Origin of the sequence: Streptomyces sp. NPDC006743 (assembly GCF_040703815.1) — a bacterium.
In the GTDB taxonomy this organism is placed as follows: Bacteria; Actinomycetota; Actinomycetes; order Streptomycetales; family Streptomycetaceae; genus Streptomyces.
Window position 1 is genome coordinate 70,666 of the sequence record NZ_JBEYJA010000006.1, and the last position, 16,486, is coordinate 87,151.

Here is a 16,486-nt window from a genome sequence, read left to right on the forward strand (position 1 = left end):
CTCAGTCCTCGTCCCGTTCGCGCCGCTCGCGCGAGGAGCCTTCGCCGGGCGGCTCGTCCCGGACGTCCCGGCCCTCCCGGGGCGCGGCGCCCCCGGCACCGGTGTCCTCGGCGCCCCCGGAGTCCTCGGCACCCCGGGAGTCCTTGGGCGGCGCCGAGCCGGTGAATCCGCTGAAGCCGCGCCGGAACCGGTCGCCCAGGTCGCCCGCCCCGCCCGCGAGGTCGGTCACCAGCTTCATCAGCGGGTCCTTGGAGTTCTTCACATGGCCGGCGTAGTGCGCGGCCGACTCCCTGAAGGAGTCGCCGACCGAGGTGTCCTTGTCCTCGCTGCGGCGCGGGTAGTGGCCGTCCACGATCCGCTGGTAGTCGCGGGACTCGGCCCACTTCTTCAGCTCGGCGGCGCGCACGGTGGTGAAGGGGTGGGTGCGCGGCAGCACGTTGAGGATCTTCAGGACGGAGTCGCGCAGGTCGCCCGCCGACTCGTACTCCTCGGCCTGCCGCAGGAAGGCGTCGACGTTCATCTCGTGCAGATGGTTGCCGCCCGCGATCTTCATCAGGCCGCGCATGGACGCCCGCAGGTCCTGCCCGACCAGCAGCCCGGCCCGGTCCGCCGACAGCTCCGACTTGCGGAACCACTCGCGCAGCGCCGTCACGATCGCCATGATCGCGATGTTGCCCAGCGGGATCCAGGCCACCCGCACCGCAAGACTGGTCAGGAACAGCAGGATGGTGCGGTAGACCGCGTGGCCCGAGAGGGCGTGGCCCACCTCGTGGCCGACGACCGCGCGCATCTCCTCCTCGTCGAGCAGCTCGACCAGCCCCGTGGTCACGACGATGACCGGCTCGTCCAGGCCGATGCACATGGCGTTGGGCTGCGGGTCCTGGTTCACGTACATCGGCGGGACCTTCTCCAGGTCCAGGATGTAGCAGGCGTCCCGCAGCATGTCGTGCAGGTGTGCGAACTGCTCGTCCGAGACGCGCACCGAGTCGGACAGGAAGAGCAGCCGGAGACTGCGCTCGGGCAGCAGGCCGCTGAGGGCCTTGAACACGGTGTCGAACCCGCTCAGCTTGCGCAGCGCGACCAGCGCGGAGCGGTCGGCCGGGTGCTCGTACGCACGCGAGGAGATTCCCGGGAAGCGCGTGCGCCGCCGGCCGGGCACCCGCTCGGGGCCGTGGTGTTCGCGGCGGTCGTCGGACATGTGATCCCCCATGTGCGTCTGTGTCGCCCAATGTGCCCCCGAAGCAGGGGCCAGCCTAGGCGGCGATACCGTGGACGGGCAGTACAGCGAAGGAGTCACGCCATGGAGCACTACCCCGCAGCCGCCCGGCTGGCCGAGGCCGCGAACACCACAGCGCAGCATCAGGGGTCGGGCGACCTGCTCCGCATCGTCCTGGTCGTGATGGTCCTGGGCTGTGTGCTCACCGGCTGGTTCCTGCTGCGCGGCTACAAACGGAACGACGACTGACCCTCCCGCAAGGTTCCCGCCGCCCCCGCCCGGTCCCCGGACCCGGTGCCGGGGGCCGCGCAACCGTGGAGTCGGGGTGAGCGGCGTGAAGGCGGGCGCTTACGATGGGCGGGCATCTTTATCCCGCCCACACCCGGATAGGTCTGCCGAAGATGAGCATCCCCAGCACCGCTGCCCAGTTGGTCAACCTCGCCGAGGCCGAGGGCGGCAACCATGAGAGCCTCAACCCCGCGGTGACGGGCGGCGCCGCCCTCGTCATCCTGCTGCTCCTGCTCTGGATCACCACCCGCTTCAACCGCGACCGCTGAGCCCGGCGGGAGCCTTCGGGCCGGGCCGGTAGGGTCTGCACGCATGGGAGAGCAGGACATGCCTACCGGTCCGGTGAGTGACACGGTGAAGCACCTCGGCGACGGACCCGGCAGCGGCCCCTCGTCCTCGGGCAAGCGCCGCCTGGGCGTCATGGGCGGAACGTTTGACCCGATCCACCACGGTCACCTCGTGGCGGCCAGCGAAGTGGCCGCGCAGTTCCAGCTGGACGAGGTGGTGTTCGTCCCCACCGGCCAGCCCTGGCAGAAGTCCCACCGCAAGGTCTCCGCCGCCGAGGACCGCTACCTGATGACGGTCATCGCGACCGCCGAGAACCCGCAGTTCTCCGTCAGCCGCATCGACATCGACCGCGGCGGTGCCACGTACACCGTGGACACCCTGCGCGACCTGCGCGCCCTCAATCCGGACACGGACCTGTTCTTCATCACGGGTGCCGACGCCCTTGGCCAGATCCTCACCTGGCGCGACTCGGAGGAGCTGTTCTCCCTCGCGCACTTCATCGGGGTGACCCGGCCGGGTCACCACCTCACCGACCCCGGTCTCCCCGAGGGCGGTGTCTCGCTCGTCGAGGTCCCCGCCCTCGCCATCTCGTCCACGGACTGCCGGGCGAGAGTCGCCAAGGGGGACCCCATCTGGTACATGGTGCCGGACGGAGTCGTGCGCTACATCGCCAAACGCGAGCTGTACCGCGGCGAGTGAGCCGAGAGGGGCACCGGTGAACGACCGATACGACGCTGCGTACGGGGACGACGGTTACGAACTGGTCGGCTACGACGACTACGGCCGGCCCGTGTACCGGCAGGTCCCCGCGCAGCAGACCCCGCAGCAGACGTACGACGCGTACGGCCCGCAGGGCTACGGCTACGACCCGTACGCCGCGGGCGGCGGCCAGCAGGCCGCCCCGGCCGCCGGCGATCCCTACGGGGCCTACCCGTCGTCGCAGGAGCCGTACCCGGCGCACCAGCCCCAGGGGGCTCCCGGAGCCGCTGGTGCCCACGACCCCTACGACTCCTACGACCCCTACGGCCCGGGCGCCCCCTCGGCTCCGGCGACCCCGTACGACCCCTACGACCCGTACGGCCAGGCGGCCGGCGGCGGGCAGCAGCACCGGGTCGCCGAGCAGACCGCCGCCCGCATCCCGCAGCAGGCCGGCCCGCCGGCGGACCCCGCCGCGGGCCCTGCCGTCCACCCCGCCGCGGACCCGGCGGGGGAGGAGACCGCGCAACGGTCCGACCGGCCGCAGGCTGAAGCGGGGGAGTACCACACCGAGCAGTTCGCGTTCGTCGAGGAGCCGACCGACGACTCCGAGGACGTCATCGACTGGCTGAAGTTCACCGAGAACCGCACCGAGCGCCGCGAGGAGGCCCGCCGCCGCGCCCGCAGCCGTGTGATCGCCCTGGCGGTGGTCCTCGCCCTGGTCGCGGTCGGCACCGTCGGCTGGCTCTGGTACGCGGGCAAGCTCCCCGGCGTGTCGTCGTCCGGTGACGGCGGCGGCGCGGCGACCGCCGCGGGCGCCCAGAAGCGCGACGTGATCGTCGTCCACCTGCACGACACCGCCAAGGGCGGCACCTCGACGGCGCTGCTCGTCGACAACACCACCACCAAGCAGGGCACCACCGTGCTGCTGCCCAACTCCCTGGCGGTGGCGGCCGACGACGGCACGGCCACGACCCTCGCCAAGTCGGTCAAGGACGACGGCTCCTCCGGGACCCGTGAGCAGCTCGACACCGTGCTCGGCACCAGCATCCAGGGCACCTGGCGCCTGGACACCCCCTACCTGCAGAACCTCGTCGACCTGGTCGGCGGCATCGAGGCCGACACCGACGCCGACGTGCCCGACCCGGACACGAAGAAGAAGGGCACCACGGCGCTCGTCCACAAGGGCAGGGCCCAGACCCTCAGCGGCCGGATGGCGGTCGCCTACGCCACCTACCGCGCCCCGGGTGAGGACGAGAACGCCCAGCTGGAGCGGTTCGGCCAGGTGATGCAGGGCGTGCTGCGCAAGATCTCCTCCGATCCGCAGGCCGCCACCACCACCGTGCAGACGCTGGCGCAGATCCTCGACCCCTCGCTCACCGACAAGGACCTCGGCACGTTCCTCGCCAAGCTCTCGGAGCTGGCCAAGGGCGGTGACTGCAAGACCGCGCTGCTGCCCGTGCGCAGCGACGGCACGCTCTCCGCGCAGACCAGTGACAGCGTGGTCAAGGCCATCCTGGGCGGCACCGCGAAGAGCCCGGCGCAGGGCTCGGCCGTCCGCGTCGCCGTCCAGAACGCCTCCGGCACCAAGGCCGACACCGACAAGGCGCGCGTCGCCCTCCTCAACGGCGGTTTCACCTTCGTCGAGGGCGGTACGGCAACCGCGGTCCGCCCCGCGTCCCAGGTCGTCTACGCCGACGCCGCCCACAAGGACGACGCCACCGAGGCGGCCAAGACGCTGGGCCTGCCCGCGGGCGCCGTGACGAAGGGCACGGTCACCGCGAACGCCGACGTCTCCGTCGTCCTCGGCCAGGACTACAAACCCGCCTCCGCCCGGTGATCCCGTAATCGCGTGGGGCTCCGTCGGCGGTCCGTGAGACCCTTGGTCCCAAGTGACCGCCGACGGAAAGCCCTGTAGTGACCGCGACCGACCGTTCCCTCGAGCTGATCAACACCGCCGCCCAGGCGGCCGCCGACAAGCTCGCGCACGACATCATCGCCTACGACGTCAGTGACGTCCTGTCGATCACCGACGCCTTCCTGCTGGCGTCCGCACCCAACGACCGCCAGGTCAAGTCCATCGTCGACGAGATCGAGGAGCGGCTGCTCAAGGAGCTGGGCGCCAAGCCGGTGCGCCGCGAGGGCGACCGCGAGGCCCGCTGGGTCCTCCTCGACTACGTCGACATCGTCGTCCACGTCCAGCACAGCGAGGAGCGCGTCTTCTACGCCCTGGAGCGGCTGTGGAAGGACTGCCCCGAGCTGGAGCTGCCCGAGGACGCCCGGGCGACCCGGGGCAAGGCCGAGGAGCACGCCAGGCTCCAGAGCGCCGAGGAGCCGGCGCAGCCGGACGGTGAGTGGCGGTGAGCGGCGCCGGTGAGGGAGCCGGCCGGCCGCAGGGCCGGGGCCGCCGCGTCATCCTGTGGCGGCACGGCCAGACGTCCTGGAACGTGGAGCGCCGCTTCCAGGGCTCCACGGACGTCGAGCTGACCGAGACCGGCATCGGCCAGGCCCGCCGCGCCGCCCGCCTGCTGGCCTCCCTCGGCCCCGACGCGATCGTCTCCTCCGACCTGAAGCGGGCCGCCCGCACGGCCGCGGAGCTGGCCGCCCTCACCGGCCTGGACGTCGCCCGCGACGAGGGCCTGCGCGAGACCTACGCGGGTGTCTGGCAGGGGCTGACGCACGAGGAGATCATCTCCCGGTACGGCGAGGAGTACGCCGCGTGGAAGCGCGGCGAGCCGGTACGCCGGGGCGGGGGCGAACTGGAGAGCGAGGTCGCCGACCGTGCCGCCCCCGTGGTGCTGCGGCACGTGGACAAGCTGCCGGAGGACGGCACGCTCGTCGTCGTCAGCCACGGCGGCACCATCCGCACCACCATCGGGCGCCTCCTCGGTCTGGAGGCCCGGCACTGGGAGAGCCTGGGCGGCCTCTCCAACTGCTGCTGGTCCGTCCTCGGCGAGGGCGCCCGCGGCTGGCGCCTGCTGGAACACAACGCCGGCACCCTCCCGGAACCGGTCCTGGGCGACGACACCTGACCCCGCCCTCCCGCGTCGTCGCGGGGACGCACCCACACCGATGCCTGGACCCGCCCGTGCTACGGCGGACCCCCCGCCTGGCCGCCCGGGGCCGCGGGTGGGAGCGCGTCGTCCTGGCGCTGATGGGCGTCACCCCAACGCGCGCGGGTGCGCTGGCCCGCTCGGCCAGCCGGCCGTGACCGCCCGTGCGAGGGCCCAGCTCCGCCACTGACGGGCGCCGCCCCCACGGTGCACCGGGCCGCCCCCGGCGCGCCCACGGCCGGGCCCGGACGGCCCGACCGTCCCCTCCGCCGCCCGGTGGGCCGGCTCGGCCGTTCCTGCCGCCACGCCCCGCTGGCCCCCCCCGGACGCGGCCTGTTCGTCTCCCAAGGCGCCGGCTCCGCCGCCCGGCCGCCGCCCGTCGCGACGCCTGGTCGGCGCGACGGACCGGACCGCCCGTCTCCGACGGCCCGGCCCGGCCGAGGCCCCGCGAAGCCCGGATTTCACTTTCCGGCAGGTCGCAGGCTAAAGTTCTTCTTGTTCGCCCCGCCGAGCGGGGAGCGAACGAGGGGCTATAGCTCAGTTGGTAGAGCGCCTGCATGGCATGCAGGAGGTCAGGAGTTCAATTCTCCTTAGCTCCACAGATCGGCACCCTTCACGGGTGCCAGTGATCGGTGATGAGAATCCCGTCCCTGAAGGGGCGGGATTCTCTGCGTTCCGCCCCTGCCGGCCTGAGCCACCCGAGGCCCGGGGGCGTACACCTCCGTGAAGACACCCCGGCGCGCGCCTGCCCGCCGGCCCGGTCGCCGCGCCGACGAGCCGTGGCCGGACCGGTACCGAGGCGTCGCTGACCGTATTGGCCCGGCCGTGGCAGAATCAAACGGCCGGAAGGGGGCGCGGCCCGACTGGGAGGGAGTGACGATGCCTGCGAGCATCCTCGAGGAGGGCGGTCACCTCCTCGGCGCGGCGTTGATACGGGACACCGTCACCCGCCTCGTCTGCCCCTCCTGCGGCTCGCTCCACGTGGCCCAGGTCCTCGGTGACAACGGCGGGGTGTCGTACGTGTGCACGGCCTGCGGCCACAGCTGGAGCTGAGCGATGGGTGCACACAGGCGAAAGTGCGACTGGTGCGGCAGCGGCACGCCGATCGTCCGTGACATGGAGCCGATCAATCCCGAGTACCAGTACTGGTGCGAGGAGTGCGCGCGGGCGCTGATCATAAAAGGCGACCCGATCGAGACGTACCGCGAGCTGGAGGGCGAACCGATCTACGGGCGGCTGCTGGAGGAGCACTGCACGCTGAAGCGGTTCTACTCCTTCGTCACGGCGTGAGCACCGCAGGTCAGACCCCCCGCGTCCCCCGCCCGAGTGGTGAATAACGGTCATAACGGGCGTAGCGGAAACCGATTTGGTGAAGCACCCCCTGGACCGTGTAATGTTGGCGTCGCCGCCGGGGAAACCGGGCGGAACACGGCAAGGGGCTATAGCTCAGTTGGTAGAGCGCCTGCATGGCATGCAGGAGGTCAGGAGTTCAATTCTCCTTAGCTCCACAGAAGTCGAAGGCGGGTCACCCACCAGGGTGGCCCGCCTTCGGCGTACCGGCCGGCGTGACGGCCTGAGGCCCGGCGCGTGCACGGGCCCTGCCCGGCGTACAGCCTGCCCGCGAACCGCTGCCGCGCCGCCCGCACGCTCAGCCGCCCGCACACTCGACGGCCCGGCGCACGCCGCCCGGGCCCCGCGTGGGGACCGGCAGGTTCCGTGAGGCCGCCCGCATTCGCGGCCGCTACCGGGTAACGCGCCGATCCGGCCGGCGCTCCTTTGCCGGCGGTCGTCAGGCCGGGTGATCACAAGGCTGTCGCGGGGGGCTCGACGCCTGCGGTACCCTGACGCCATGCGTGCCGTACGCCTTCTGCTTAGCGAGCCGCGCTGATCAGTCCCGACCGCCGGGCGAATCGGTTGGTCGGAATCGGCGCGGCGTCCCCTCCTGTGCGAGGGGATTTTTCATTTCCGGAAAGTCGCAGCCGCGGGCAGAGACGATCGATGGAGCTTTGAGGATCATGAGCGAGACGAACCCCGCCGCCCCCGCCGCCACGTCGGCGGAGGCTGCGCCGCACCGCTACACGGCCGCCGTGGCGGCCGACATCGAGGCACGCTGGCAGGACTTCTGGGACGCGGACGGGACGTACGCCGCGCCCAACCCCAAGGGTGACCTGGCGGGCGACGCCGCGCTGGTCGCCCGCCCCAAGAAGTTCATCATGGACATGTTCCCGTACCCCTCCGGTGCGGGCCTGCACGTCGGCCACCCCCTGGGCTACATCGCCACCGATGTGTACGCCAGGTTCCAGCGGATGACCGGCCACAACGTGCTGCACACCCTGGGCTTCGACGCCTTCGGCCTGCCCGCCGAGCAGTACGCCGTGCAGACCGGCACGCACCCGCGCGTGTCCACCGAGGCCAACATCGAGAACATGAAGGCTCAGCTGCGCCGGCTGGGCCTGGGCCACGACAAGCGCCGGTCCTTCGCCACGATCGACCCGGACTACTACAAGTGGACCCAGTGGATCTTCCTGCAGATCTTCAACTCCTGGTACGACGACGAGGCCCGGCAGGCCCGCCCGATCAGTGAACTGATCGCGCGGTTCGAGTCCGGTGAGCGGCCCGTGCCGGGGCACAAGCGCGCGTGGGGCGAGCTGACCGCCGCCGAGCGTGCCGACGTCCTGGGCGAGTTCCGCCTGGCCTACGCCTCCGACGCGCCCGTCAACTGGTGCCCCGGCCTGGGCACCGTGCTGGCCAACGAGGAGGTCACCGCCGAAGGCCGCTCCGAGCGCGGCAACTTCCCGGTCTTCAAGGCCAAGCTGCGCCAGTGGAACATGCGCATCACCGCCTACGCCGACCGGCTGCTGGAGGACCTGGAGGAGCTGGACTGGCCGGAGGCCATCAAGCTGCAGCAGCGCAACTGGATCGGCCGCTCCGAGGGCGCCCGCGTCGACTTCCCCATCGACGGCGAGCGGATCACCGTCTTCACCACCCGCCCGGACACCCTGTTCGGCGCGACGTACATGGTGCTGGCCCCCGAGCACCCGCTGGTCGAGAAGTTCACCCCGGCCGCCTGGCCGGAGGGCACCCACGAGGTGTGGACCGGCGGCCACGCCACCCCCGCCGAGGCCGTCGCCGCCTACCGCGCGCAGGCCGCCGCCAAGTCCGACGTGGAGCGCCAGGCCGAGGCCAAGGACAAGACGGGCGTCTTCATCGGCGCGTTCGCGACCAACCCGGTCAACGGCGAGCAGGTCCCCGTCTTCATCGCCGACTACGTCCTGATGGGCTACGGCACCGGCGCGATCATGGCCGTCCCGGCGGGCGACCAGCGCGACTTCGAGTTCGCGCGCGCCTTCGAGCTGCCGATCCGCTGCGTCGTCGAGCCGACCGACGGCCGCGGCACGGACACCTCCACGTGGGAGGACGCCTTCGGGTCCTACGACGCGAAGATCATCAACTCCTCCAACGACGAGATCTCCCTGGACGGCCTGGGCGTCGTCGACGCCAAGGCGCGCATCACCGAATGGCTGGAGCGCACCGGCACCGGCGAGGGCACCGTCAACTTCCGCCTGCGCGACTGGCTGTTCAGCCGCCAGCGCTACTGGGGCGAGCCCTTCCCGATCGTCTACGACGAGGACGGCATCGCCCACCCGCTGCCCGAGTCGATGCTGCCCCTGGAGCTGCCCGAGGTCGAGGACTACTCGCCGCGCACCTTCGACCCCGACGACGCCGACACCCAGCCCGAGACGCCCCTGTCGCGCAACGAGGACTGGGTCAACGTCACCCTGGACCTGGGCGACGGCCCCAGGAAGTACCGCCGCGAGACCAACACCATGCCCAACTGGGCCGGTTCCTGCTGGTACGAGTTCCGCTACCTGGACCCGCACAACGAGCGGCAGCTGGTCGACCCGGAGATCGAGCGGTACTGGATGGGCCCCCGCGAGGGCCAGCCGCACGGCGGTGTCGACCTGTACGTCGGCGGCGCCGAGCACGCCGTGCTCCACCTGCTGTACGCGCGCTTCTGGTCCAAGGTCCTGTACGACCTGGGGCACGTCTCCTCCGCCGAGCCGTTCCACAAGCTGTTCAACCAGGGCATGATCCAGGCCTTCGTCTACCGCGACAGCCGTGGCATCGCCGTGCCCGCCGCCGAGGTGGAGGAGCGGGACGGCGCCTACCACTACCAGGGCGAACAGGTCTCCCGGCTGCTGGGCAAGATGGGCAAGTCCCTGAAGAACGCCGTCACCCCGGACGAGATCTGCGCCGAGTACGGCGCCGACACGCTGCGCCTGTACGAGATGGCGATGGGCCCGCTGGACGTCTCCCGGCCGTGGGACACGCGCGCGGTGGTCGGCCAGTTCCGGCTGCTGCAGCGGCTGTGGCGCAACATCGTCGACGAGACCACCGGCGAGGTCACCGTCACCGACACCGAGCCCGACGAGCAGACGCTGCGCGCCCTGCACAAGGCGATCGACGGCGTGCGCCAGGACCTGGAGGGCCTGCGCTTCAACACCGCCATCGCCAAGGTCACCGAGCTGAACAACCACCTGACCAAGACGGGCGGCCCGGTACCGCGCGCGGTCGCCGAACCGCTGGTGCTGATGGTGGCCCCGCTGGCCCCGCACATCGCCGAGGAGCTGTGGCACAAGCTGGGCCACACCGACTCCGTCGTCCACCGCGACTTCCCGGTCGCCGACCCGGCGTACGCCGTCGACGAGGCCGTGACCTGCGTCGTCCAGATCAAGGGCAAGGTCAAGGCCCGCCTGGAGGTCTCCCCGTCCATCTCCGAGGACGAGCTGGAGAAGGTCGCGCTGGCCGACGAGAAGGTCGTCGCGGCACTGGGCGGCGCGGCCGTCCGCAAGGTGATCGTGCGGGCGCCGAAGCTGGTGAACATCGTGCCCGCGTGACGTGACGCGCGCTCGCCTCGGGGTAGTCCCCTACGGGCAGGTTCGGGGTTCGGACGGAACCCTGGACCTGCCCTGTGCGTTTACCGTGGAAGAGCGGCGCGGCCTGCGCCGCCGAGCCGAGGAGGAGCTTCGTGGAAGCAGTCGTCGCGGTCGTCGCCGTGCTCTTCGTGCTCTGTCTGGCCCTCGGCGCCTACGCCACGGCCAAGGCGGTCGGTGCCGCCAAGCGCGGCGTGGACCGCACGGTCAACCAGGCCCGCCGCGCCGTGGAGGACCAGGCCCTGCGGGCCAAGTCCTTCGCCCAGCCGGGCCCCGCGGGCGAACTGGCCCAGCTCCGGCTCACGCTGCGCACCTCGATGCGCGCCACCCAGGACGCCCTCCACGCGGGCGCGGCCGAGGACGAGTCCCTCAAGGAATCCGTCGCCCTGTTCGACCGTCTCAGCGCCCACGGGCACGAGCTGGACCACGAACTCAAGCGCCTGCAGAGCGAGCCGGACCGGGCGACGCTCGCCGAGCGGCTGCCGCACCTGACCGAGCGGACCCGGCGCATCACGGAGTCGGCCGACGCCCTGCGCTGGGCGGCCCGCGACCGGGCCCGCCGCTTCGCCGACGACGACCTGGACACCCTGAGCGCCCAGATCGGGGTCGAGGCCGACGCCCTGCGGCACTGGACCAGCGCGCGGCCCGCGTCCGACACCCCCGCATGGGGCGAGCCCTCCACCGCCCAGCCGCGCGCCGGGACACCGGCCGCCGGGACCACCGGCTCCGACGAGCGGACCACGCCGGCCGAAACCCCCCGGCCCGACTCCGCCCAGGACCGGCCCCGCGCCGCCCTGACCCCGCCGGGACGCCGCCCCCCGTACTCCTGGCAGAAGAAGCCCCGCCCGGAGAGCACCACCTGATCCGGCCACGCGCCCACCCGGTCAGAGGGGCTGGGCTGCCGCCCGGGCGCTACGGCAGGTAACCTCCAGCTCATGTCCCGCCATGTCGCGATCGTCACCGATTCAACGGCCTACCTGCCGCCGCGGACGATGGAGCGCCACGGCATCACCACGGTCCCGCTGACCGTGGTCCTCGGCGACCAGGCGCTCGAAGAGGGCACCGAGATCTCGACCCGCTCCCTGGCCCAGGCACTGCAGAAGCGGCGGTCCGTCACCACCTCGCGCCCCAGCCCCGCGCTGTTCGCCGAGACCTACCGCAAGGTCGCCGCGTCCGGGGCGACGGAGATCGTCTCGCTGCATCTGTCCGCGGAGCTGTCGGGCACCTACGACGCCGCTGTGCTCGCGGCGCGCGAGGCACCGGTGCCGGTCCGGGTCGTGGACACCGGGACCGTCGCGATGGCGCTCGGCTTCTGCGCCCTGGCCGCAGCCGAGACGGCCGACGGCGGAGGCACGGTGGACGACGCGGTCACGGCCGCCGAGAAGCGGGCCGCCGGCACCTCCGCCTACTTCTACGTCGACACCCTCGACTATCTGCGCCGCGGCGGCCGAATCGGCACCGCGCAGGCCCTGCTCGGTTCCGCCCTCGCCGTCAAGCCCCTGCTGCAACTCCAGGACGGCCGGATCGAACTGCTGGAGAAGGTGCGCACGGCCTCCAAGGCGATCGGCCGCCTGGAGGAGATCGTGGCCGAGCGGGCGAGCGGAGCAGGCATCGACCTCGCCGTCCACCACCTCGCCGCCCCCGACCGGGCGGCGGCCCTCGCCGACCGGCTGCGGGCCCGGGTACCGGGACTCGCCGACCTGCACGTGAGCGAGGTCGGCGCGGTCATCGGCGCGCACACCGGACCCGGGCTGCTGGGGGTCGTGGTCTCTCCGCGCTGAGACGCCTACGGACCCGAGGCGACGGGGCCGGAGGGCCGGCGGGGCGGCTCGGTCGTCGACGGAGTGGTCGGGGACGGCCCAGCCGTCGACGGAGCCGGGGGGCAGCGCAAGGGATCACTCGCACGGGTGACGGAGTTGTCCACAACCGGTGAGTAGTCCCCGGGAATCGAGCAAGATCATCGCGGGACGGCCGGGCTGCCCGATGCTGACGGCATGGCACTTCGATCACGTTCACGCTCAACGTCCGCTACGGCTTCCGCCACCAGCGGCCCCGGCCGCGTCCCCGGCTCGGACGGCAGGACCCGCGAGCGCCGTCACCCGCACCGTGGCCACGCTCCCGCACGGCACGCCCTGCGTCAGCGGCAGGCCCCGGCCGAGGATCTGCGCCGGCGAGCGGAAGTCCTCTTCGCGGGCTCCACGGCGCCGGCCGGGGAGTCGGGCAGCGGACCGCCTCGGTCCCCTGGGCCGGGCACGACCGGCGCGGTGCGCACCGGGGAGGCGGCCGGCGAGGCCGGTGCGGGGGCGGTGGCCGGCACGTCCGACAGGTTGTACGCCCCCGACGCAGCCGACGCGCCCGATGCCCCCGACGCGGCCGGCACTCCCGACAGGGCCGACGCGGCGCGGACCTGGCAGGACCGGACGCCGCGGCAGCGGACGTGGCGGGACCGGACGCCGCACGACCGGCCCGCGGGGGAGCGGACGCCGCACGACCGGGCCCCGGGGGAGCGGACGCCGGGGGAGTGGACGTGGCGGGAGCGGGCCGGTCTCGCGCTGCGGGAGCGGACGCCCCTGTGGCTGCAGACGCGGTGCGCGCTCGAGCGCAGGAACGTGATCGCCCTGACGGTGGTGCTCGTGGCCCTCGCCGCCCTGGCCGTACAGCACTTCTGGACCGGCCGCACCCAGTCCGTCGCGGCCCCCGGAGTGGTGCGTGCCGCGGCACCGCGCCCCGGCCCGGACGAGAGTGGGAGCGCCCGCGCCGGCTCCCCGGTCTCCGCACCGGCCGCCGCGCCTTCGCCCGGGGCGCCGCAGATCGTGGTGGACGTCAGCGGCAAGGTCCGCCACCCCGGGATCCACCGCCTCCCGGCGGGTGCGCGGGTGGCCGACGCGATCCGGGCGGCGGGCGGGGCACGGCCGGGCACCGACCTCGCCGGTCTCAACCGGGCCAGGTTCCTCGTGGACGGCGAACAGGTGGTCGTGGGCGGACCCGCACCCGCGACAGGACCGGCCGGGACAGGACCGGCCGCGCCGGGAGGCGTGGCCGGCGGCGGATCCGGCGCGGGCGCGGCAGGGGCACCGGCGGCCCCCGTCTCACTCAACACCGCCACCGCCGACCAGTTGGAGACGCTGCCCGGCGTCGGCCCGGTACTGGCCCGGCACATCATCGACTACCGCACGCAGCACGGAGGGTTCCGTTCGGTGCGAGAACTGCGGCAGGTCAGCGGTATCGGCGACCGCCGCTTCGCCGACCTGCGCAACCTGGTGCGGGAATGAGCGCGGACAGGAAGGCGCCGGCCGGAGCCCCGTCCGGGCCTCCCCCCACCGTCCCCGCCGACCGCGCTCGCCCACCGGTCCACGCCGACTCCGGCAACCGGCTCGGAGCCGCTCACCCCCGGCAGGAGGGACCGGCCGACCTCCGGCTCGTGCCACCCGCGCTCGCGGCCTGGGCGACGGCGGCCCTGACGCTGGACGTCTCCGCGCGATGGGTGACGGCTTTCGTGATCGTCTCTCTCGCGACGACCGCCGTCCTCGTCCTCACCCGGCGGCACGGGCACCGGCACCCGCCGGGCCGGGCACGGACCGGACAGCAGCCCAGGGTCGGGACGGGCCGCCTCCACGGCGCCGCGCCGGCCTGGGTGCGCACCTCCGTCTCGGCCGCGCTGCTCGCCGCCGCGGCGGCCGCCGCCTCGGCGGGACTGCACGGCGCGGACCTGCGGCGCGGCCCGGTCCCCGGGCTGGCACGGCAGTACGCGACGGTCACCGCGGAGGTGGAGCTGACCTCCGACCCGCGGCTCACCCGGCCCCGGGTCAGCGGCGACCACATGGCCCCGGTCTCCGTGCTGGCCGACGCCGAGGTGCGACGTGTGCGGGGGCCGGACGGAGCGACGGCGAGGACCCGCGCCCCGGTGCTGGTCCTCGTGGACGCCGGCGCGCGGGGAGGCGCCGGCCCGGGTGCGTCCGCAGCCGGGGGCCGGGGCTCGCCCTGGCTGGGGCTGCTGCCGTCCACGCGGCTGCGGGTGACGGCACGGCTGGCGCCCCCGCTGACGGGCGGCGACCGGATCGCCGCGGTGCTGAGGGTCCGCGACGGCACGGCGCCCGAGGTGATCGGGGGCCCGTCCGGCCCGCAGCGCCTGGCGGGACGGCTGCGGGCAGGGCTGCGCGCGGCGACCGACGGACTCCCGGCGGACGCGCGGGCCCTGCTGCCGGGACTGGTCGTCGGGGACACCTCGCGGATCGGCCCCGAACTGGACGAGGCGTTCAAGGACACCGACCTCGCCCACGTCCTGGCCGTCTCGGGGGCCAATCTCACGATCCTCCTCGCTCTGCTCATCGGGCCGCCCGGCCTGGCCCAGCACGCCGAGCGCCGGGGCCTCGCGCCCGGACTCGGCCTGCCGCTGCGGGTCACCGCGCTGCTGGGTGCGGCGCTCACCCTCGGGTTCGTCGTCGTGTGCAGGCCCGACCCGAGCGTGCTGCGGGCCGCGGCCTGCGGGGCCGTGGTGCTGCTCGCCCTGGCCACCGGACGGCGCAGATCGCTGATCCCCGCCCTGGCCACGGCCGTTCTGCTGCTGGTGCTCTACGACCCGTGGCTGGCCCGCAGTTACGGCTTCCTGCTCTCGGTCCTGGCGACCGGCGCCCTGCTCACGCTGGCGCCCCGCTGGAGCACGGCGCTGCACCGGCGCGGGGTGCCCGCCCGCCTGGCCGAGGCACTCGCCGCGGCGGCCGCGGCGCAAGTGCTGTGCGCGCCGGTCGTCGCCGTGCTGTCGGCCCGGGTGAGCCTGGTGGCGGTGCCGTGCAATCTGCTGGCGGAGATCGCGGTCGCCCCCGCCACGGTGCTGGGCTTCGCGGCGCTGGCGTGCGCCCCGGTGGCGATGGCACCGGCCAAGGCGCTCGCCTGGTGCGCGAGCTGGCCCACCAGGTGGATCGCGGGCGTCGCCCGCACCGGTGCCGGGCTGCCCGGCGGGGGAGTGGACTGGCCGGGCAGCTGGACCGGAGCGCTGCTGCTGGGGCTGATCACGGCGGGGACCGTGCTGCTGGCCCGGCGGCTGCCGGGGCGTCCGTGGCTGTGCGGCGTCTGCGGGGTGCTGCTCCTGCTGGCGGTGGTGCGGCCGCCGTCGCTGACCCGGGTGCTCACCGGCTGGCCGCCGCCGGGGTGGCGGTTCGCGATGTGCGACGTGGGGCAGGGCGACGCGACGGTGCTGGCGGCGGGGCCGGGAGCCGGTGTGGTGGTGGACGCCGGACCCGATCCCCGACGCGTGGACCGCTGCCTGCGCGCCCTCGGGATCACCCGCATCCCGCTGGTCGTCCTGACCCACTTCCACGCCGACCACGTGACCGGTCTGCCCGGTGTCCTGCGGGGGCGCTCGGTGGGCGCGATCGAGACCACCGGGTACGAAGAGCCCGCCGAACAGGCCGGGTTCGTACGGAAGGAGGCGGCGCGGCGGGGCATCCCGCTCACCCGCGCCGTCGCGGGGGAGGAGCGGCGCACGGGGGACCTGTCCTGGCGGGTCCTGTGGCCGTCGGACCGCCCCTCGGTCCGGCCCGACGGCCCCAACGACGCCAGCGTCACCCTGCTCGTCCGCTCCGGCGGCCTGCGGCTGCTGTTGCTGGGCGACCTGGAACCCCTCGCCCAGCAGGAGTTGGCGCGTTCCCCGGAGGCGGCAGGGCTGACCCGGGTGGACGTCCTCAAAGTCGCTCACCACGGATCGGCGTACCAGGACCCCGACCTGATACGGCTGGTGTCCCCGAGGCTGGCCCTGATCTCGTGTGGCACGGACAACATGTACGGCCACCCGGCCCCCCGCACGGTGGCGGCCCTGCGGGCGGAGGGAGCGACGGTCCTGCGAACGGACCAGGACGGCACACTGGCCGTCACCGGCGAGGGCACGGCGCTGCGCGTGGCCCGGGAGTGAGGACGGGGCTGCCGCGCGGGCCGGACGTACCTCTGCGAGACGGCGTCTGGGGGAGCATCTCCTGGCTCACGCGGGCCGGCAGCCGTCGCGGCTCCGAGTGGCG

The 16,486-nt window shown here is 73.6% G+C and carries 14 protein-coding genes and 2 tRNA genes; 15 read left to right on the top strand and 1 reads right to left on the bottom strand.

All coding sequences use genetic code 11. The features are described 5' to 3' along the window. Position 1 precedes the first annotated feature (1 nt). Positions 2-1,198, bottom strand: a complete 1,197-nt coding sequence (locus tag ABZ719_RS07610; protein ID WP_366724287.1) for a M48 family metallopeptidase — start codon at positions 1,196-1,198, stop codon at positions 2-4. 102 nt (positions 1,199-1,300) lie between these two features. Here ABZ719_RS07610 and ABZ719_RS07615 point away from each other — a divergent pair, with 102 nt between their 5' ends. The 15 genes from ABZ719_RS07615 (at position 1,301) to ABZ719_RS07685 (ending at position 16,383) form a co-directional block, all read left to right on the top strand. Then, a complete protein-coding gene (locus tag ABZ719_RS07615; protein ID WP_037854412.1) occupies positions 1,301-1,465 on the top strand; it encodes a hypothetical protein in 165 nt (54 codons plus the stop codon). Between the two features lie 152 nt (positions 1,466-1,617). Further along, positions 1,618-1,773: a hypothetical protein gene (locus ABZ719_RS07620; protein ID WP_366724288.1), complete on the top strand. Its 156-nt coding sequence runs from the start codon at positions 1,618-1,620 to the stop codon at positions 1,771-1,773. Between the two features lie 43 nt (positions 1,774-1,816). Beyond that, on the top strand, positions 1,817-2,491 hold the full coding sequence (gene nadD / locus ABZ719_RS07625) for a nicotinate-nucleotide adenylyltransferase (protein ID WP_037854410.1): 675 nt from the start codon (positions 1,817-1,819) through the stop codon (positions 2,489-2,491). A 16-nt stretch (positions 2,492-2,507) separates the two neighbouring features. Next, positions 2,508-4,328: a LytR C-terminal domain-containing protein gene (locus tag ABZ719_RS07630; RefSeq protein ID WP_366724289.1), complete on the top strand. Its 1,821-nt coding sequence runs from the start codon at positions 2,508-2,510 to the stop codon at positions 4,326-4,328. Positions 4,329-4,405: 77 nt separating this feature from the next. After that, positions 4,406-4,852 carry a ribosome silencing factor gene (gene rsfS, locus ABZ719_RS07635; protein ID WP_366724290.1) on the top strand — a complete coding sequence of 149 codons (447 nt, stop codon included), beginning with the start codon at positions 4,406-4,408 and terminating at the stop codon, positions 4,850-4,852. Beyond that, entirely contained in the window at positions 4,843-5,520 is a 678-nt protein-coding gene (locus ABZ719_RS07640) for a histidine phosphatase family protein (protein WP_366724291.1), read from the top strand. The genes rsfS and ABZ719_RS07640 overlap by 10 nt, the downstream gene beginning before the upstream one ends. Positions 5,521-6,067: 547 nt before the next feature. Continuing rightward, positions 6,068-6,140: transfer RNA gene (locus tag ABZ719_RS07645), tRNA-Ala, on the top strand. A gap of 280 nt (positions 6,141-6,420) precedes the next feature. Then, positions 6,421-6,594, top strand: a complete 174-nt coding sequence (locus ABZ719_RS07650) for a hypothetical protein (RefSeq protein WP_366724292.1) — start codon at positions 6,421-6,423, stop codon at positions 6,592-6,594. 3 nt (positions 6,595-6,597) lie between these two features. Further along, positions 6,598-6,831 carry a hypothetical protein gene (locus ABZ719_RS07655; RefSeq protein ID WP_004931461.1) on the top strand — a complete coding sequence of 78 codons (234 nt, stop codon included), beginning with the start codon at positions 6,598-6,600 and terminating at the stop codon, positions 6,829-6,831. Between the two features lie 145 nt (positions 6,832-6,976). Next, positions 6,977-7,049, top strand: a tRNA-Ala gene (locus ABZ719_RS07660). 507 nt (positions 7,050-7,556) lie between these two features. Continuing rightward, positions 7,557-10,439: a leucine--tRNA ligase gene (gene leuS / locus ABZ719_RS07665; RefSeq protein ID WP_366724293.1), complete on the top strand. Its 2,883-nt coding sequence runs from the start codon at positions 7,557-7,559 to the stop codon at positions 10,437-10,439. A 131-nt stretch (positions 10,440-10,570) separates the two neighbouring features. Next, entirely contained in the window at positions 10,571-11,338 is a 768-nt protein-coding gene (locus tag ABZ719_RS07670) for a hypothetical protein (RefSeq protein ID WP_366724294.1), read from the top strand. 72 nt (positions 11,339-11,410) lie between these two features. Beyond that, positions 11,411-12,256 carry a DegV family protein gene (locus ABZ719_RS07675; protein WP_366724295.1) on the top strand — a complete coding sequence of 282 codons (846 nt, stop codon included), beginning with the start codon at positions 11,411-11,413 and terminating at the stop codon, positions 12,254-12,256. 213 nt (positions 12,257-12,469) lie between these two features. Further along, positions 12,470-13,747 carry a ComEA family DNA-binding protein gene (locus ABZ719_RS07680; protein ID WP_366724296.1) on the top strand — a complete coding sequence of 426 codons (1,278 nt, stop codon included), beginning with the start codon at positions 12,470-12,472 and terminating at the stop codon, positions 13,745-13,747. Next, on the top strand, positions 13,744-16,383 hold the full coding sequence (locus ABZ719_RS07685) for a ComEC/Rec2 family competence protein (protein WP_366724297.1): 2,640 nt from the start codon (positions 13,744-13,746) through the stop codon (positions 16,381-16,383). Before ABZ719_RS07680 ends, ABZ719_RS07685 begins: the two co-directional genes overlap by 4 nt. The last annotated feature ends 103 nt before the right edge of the window (positions 16,384-16,486 follow it).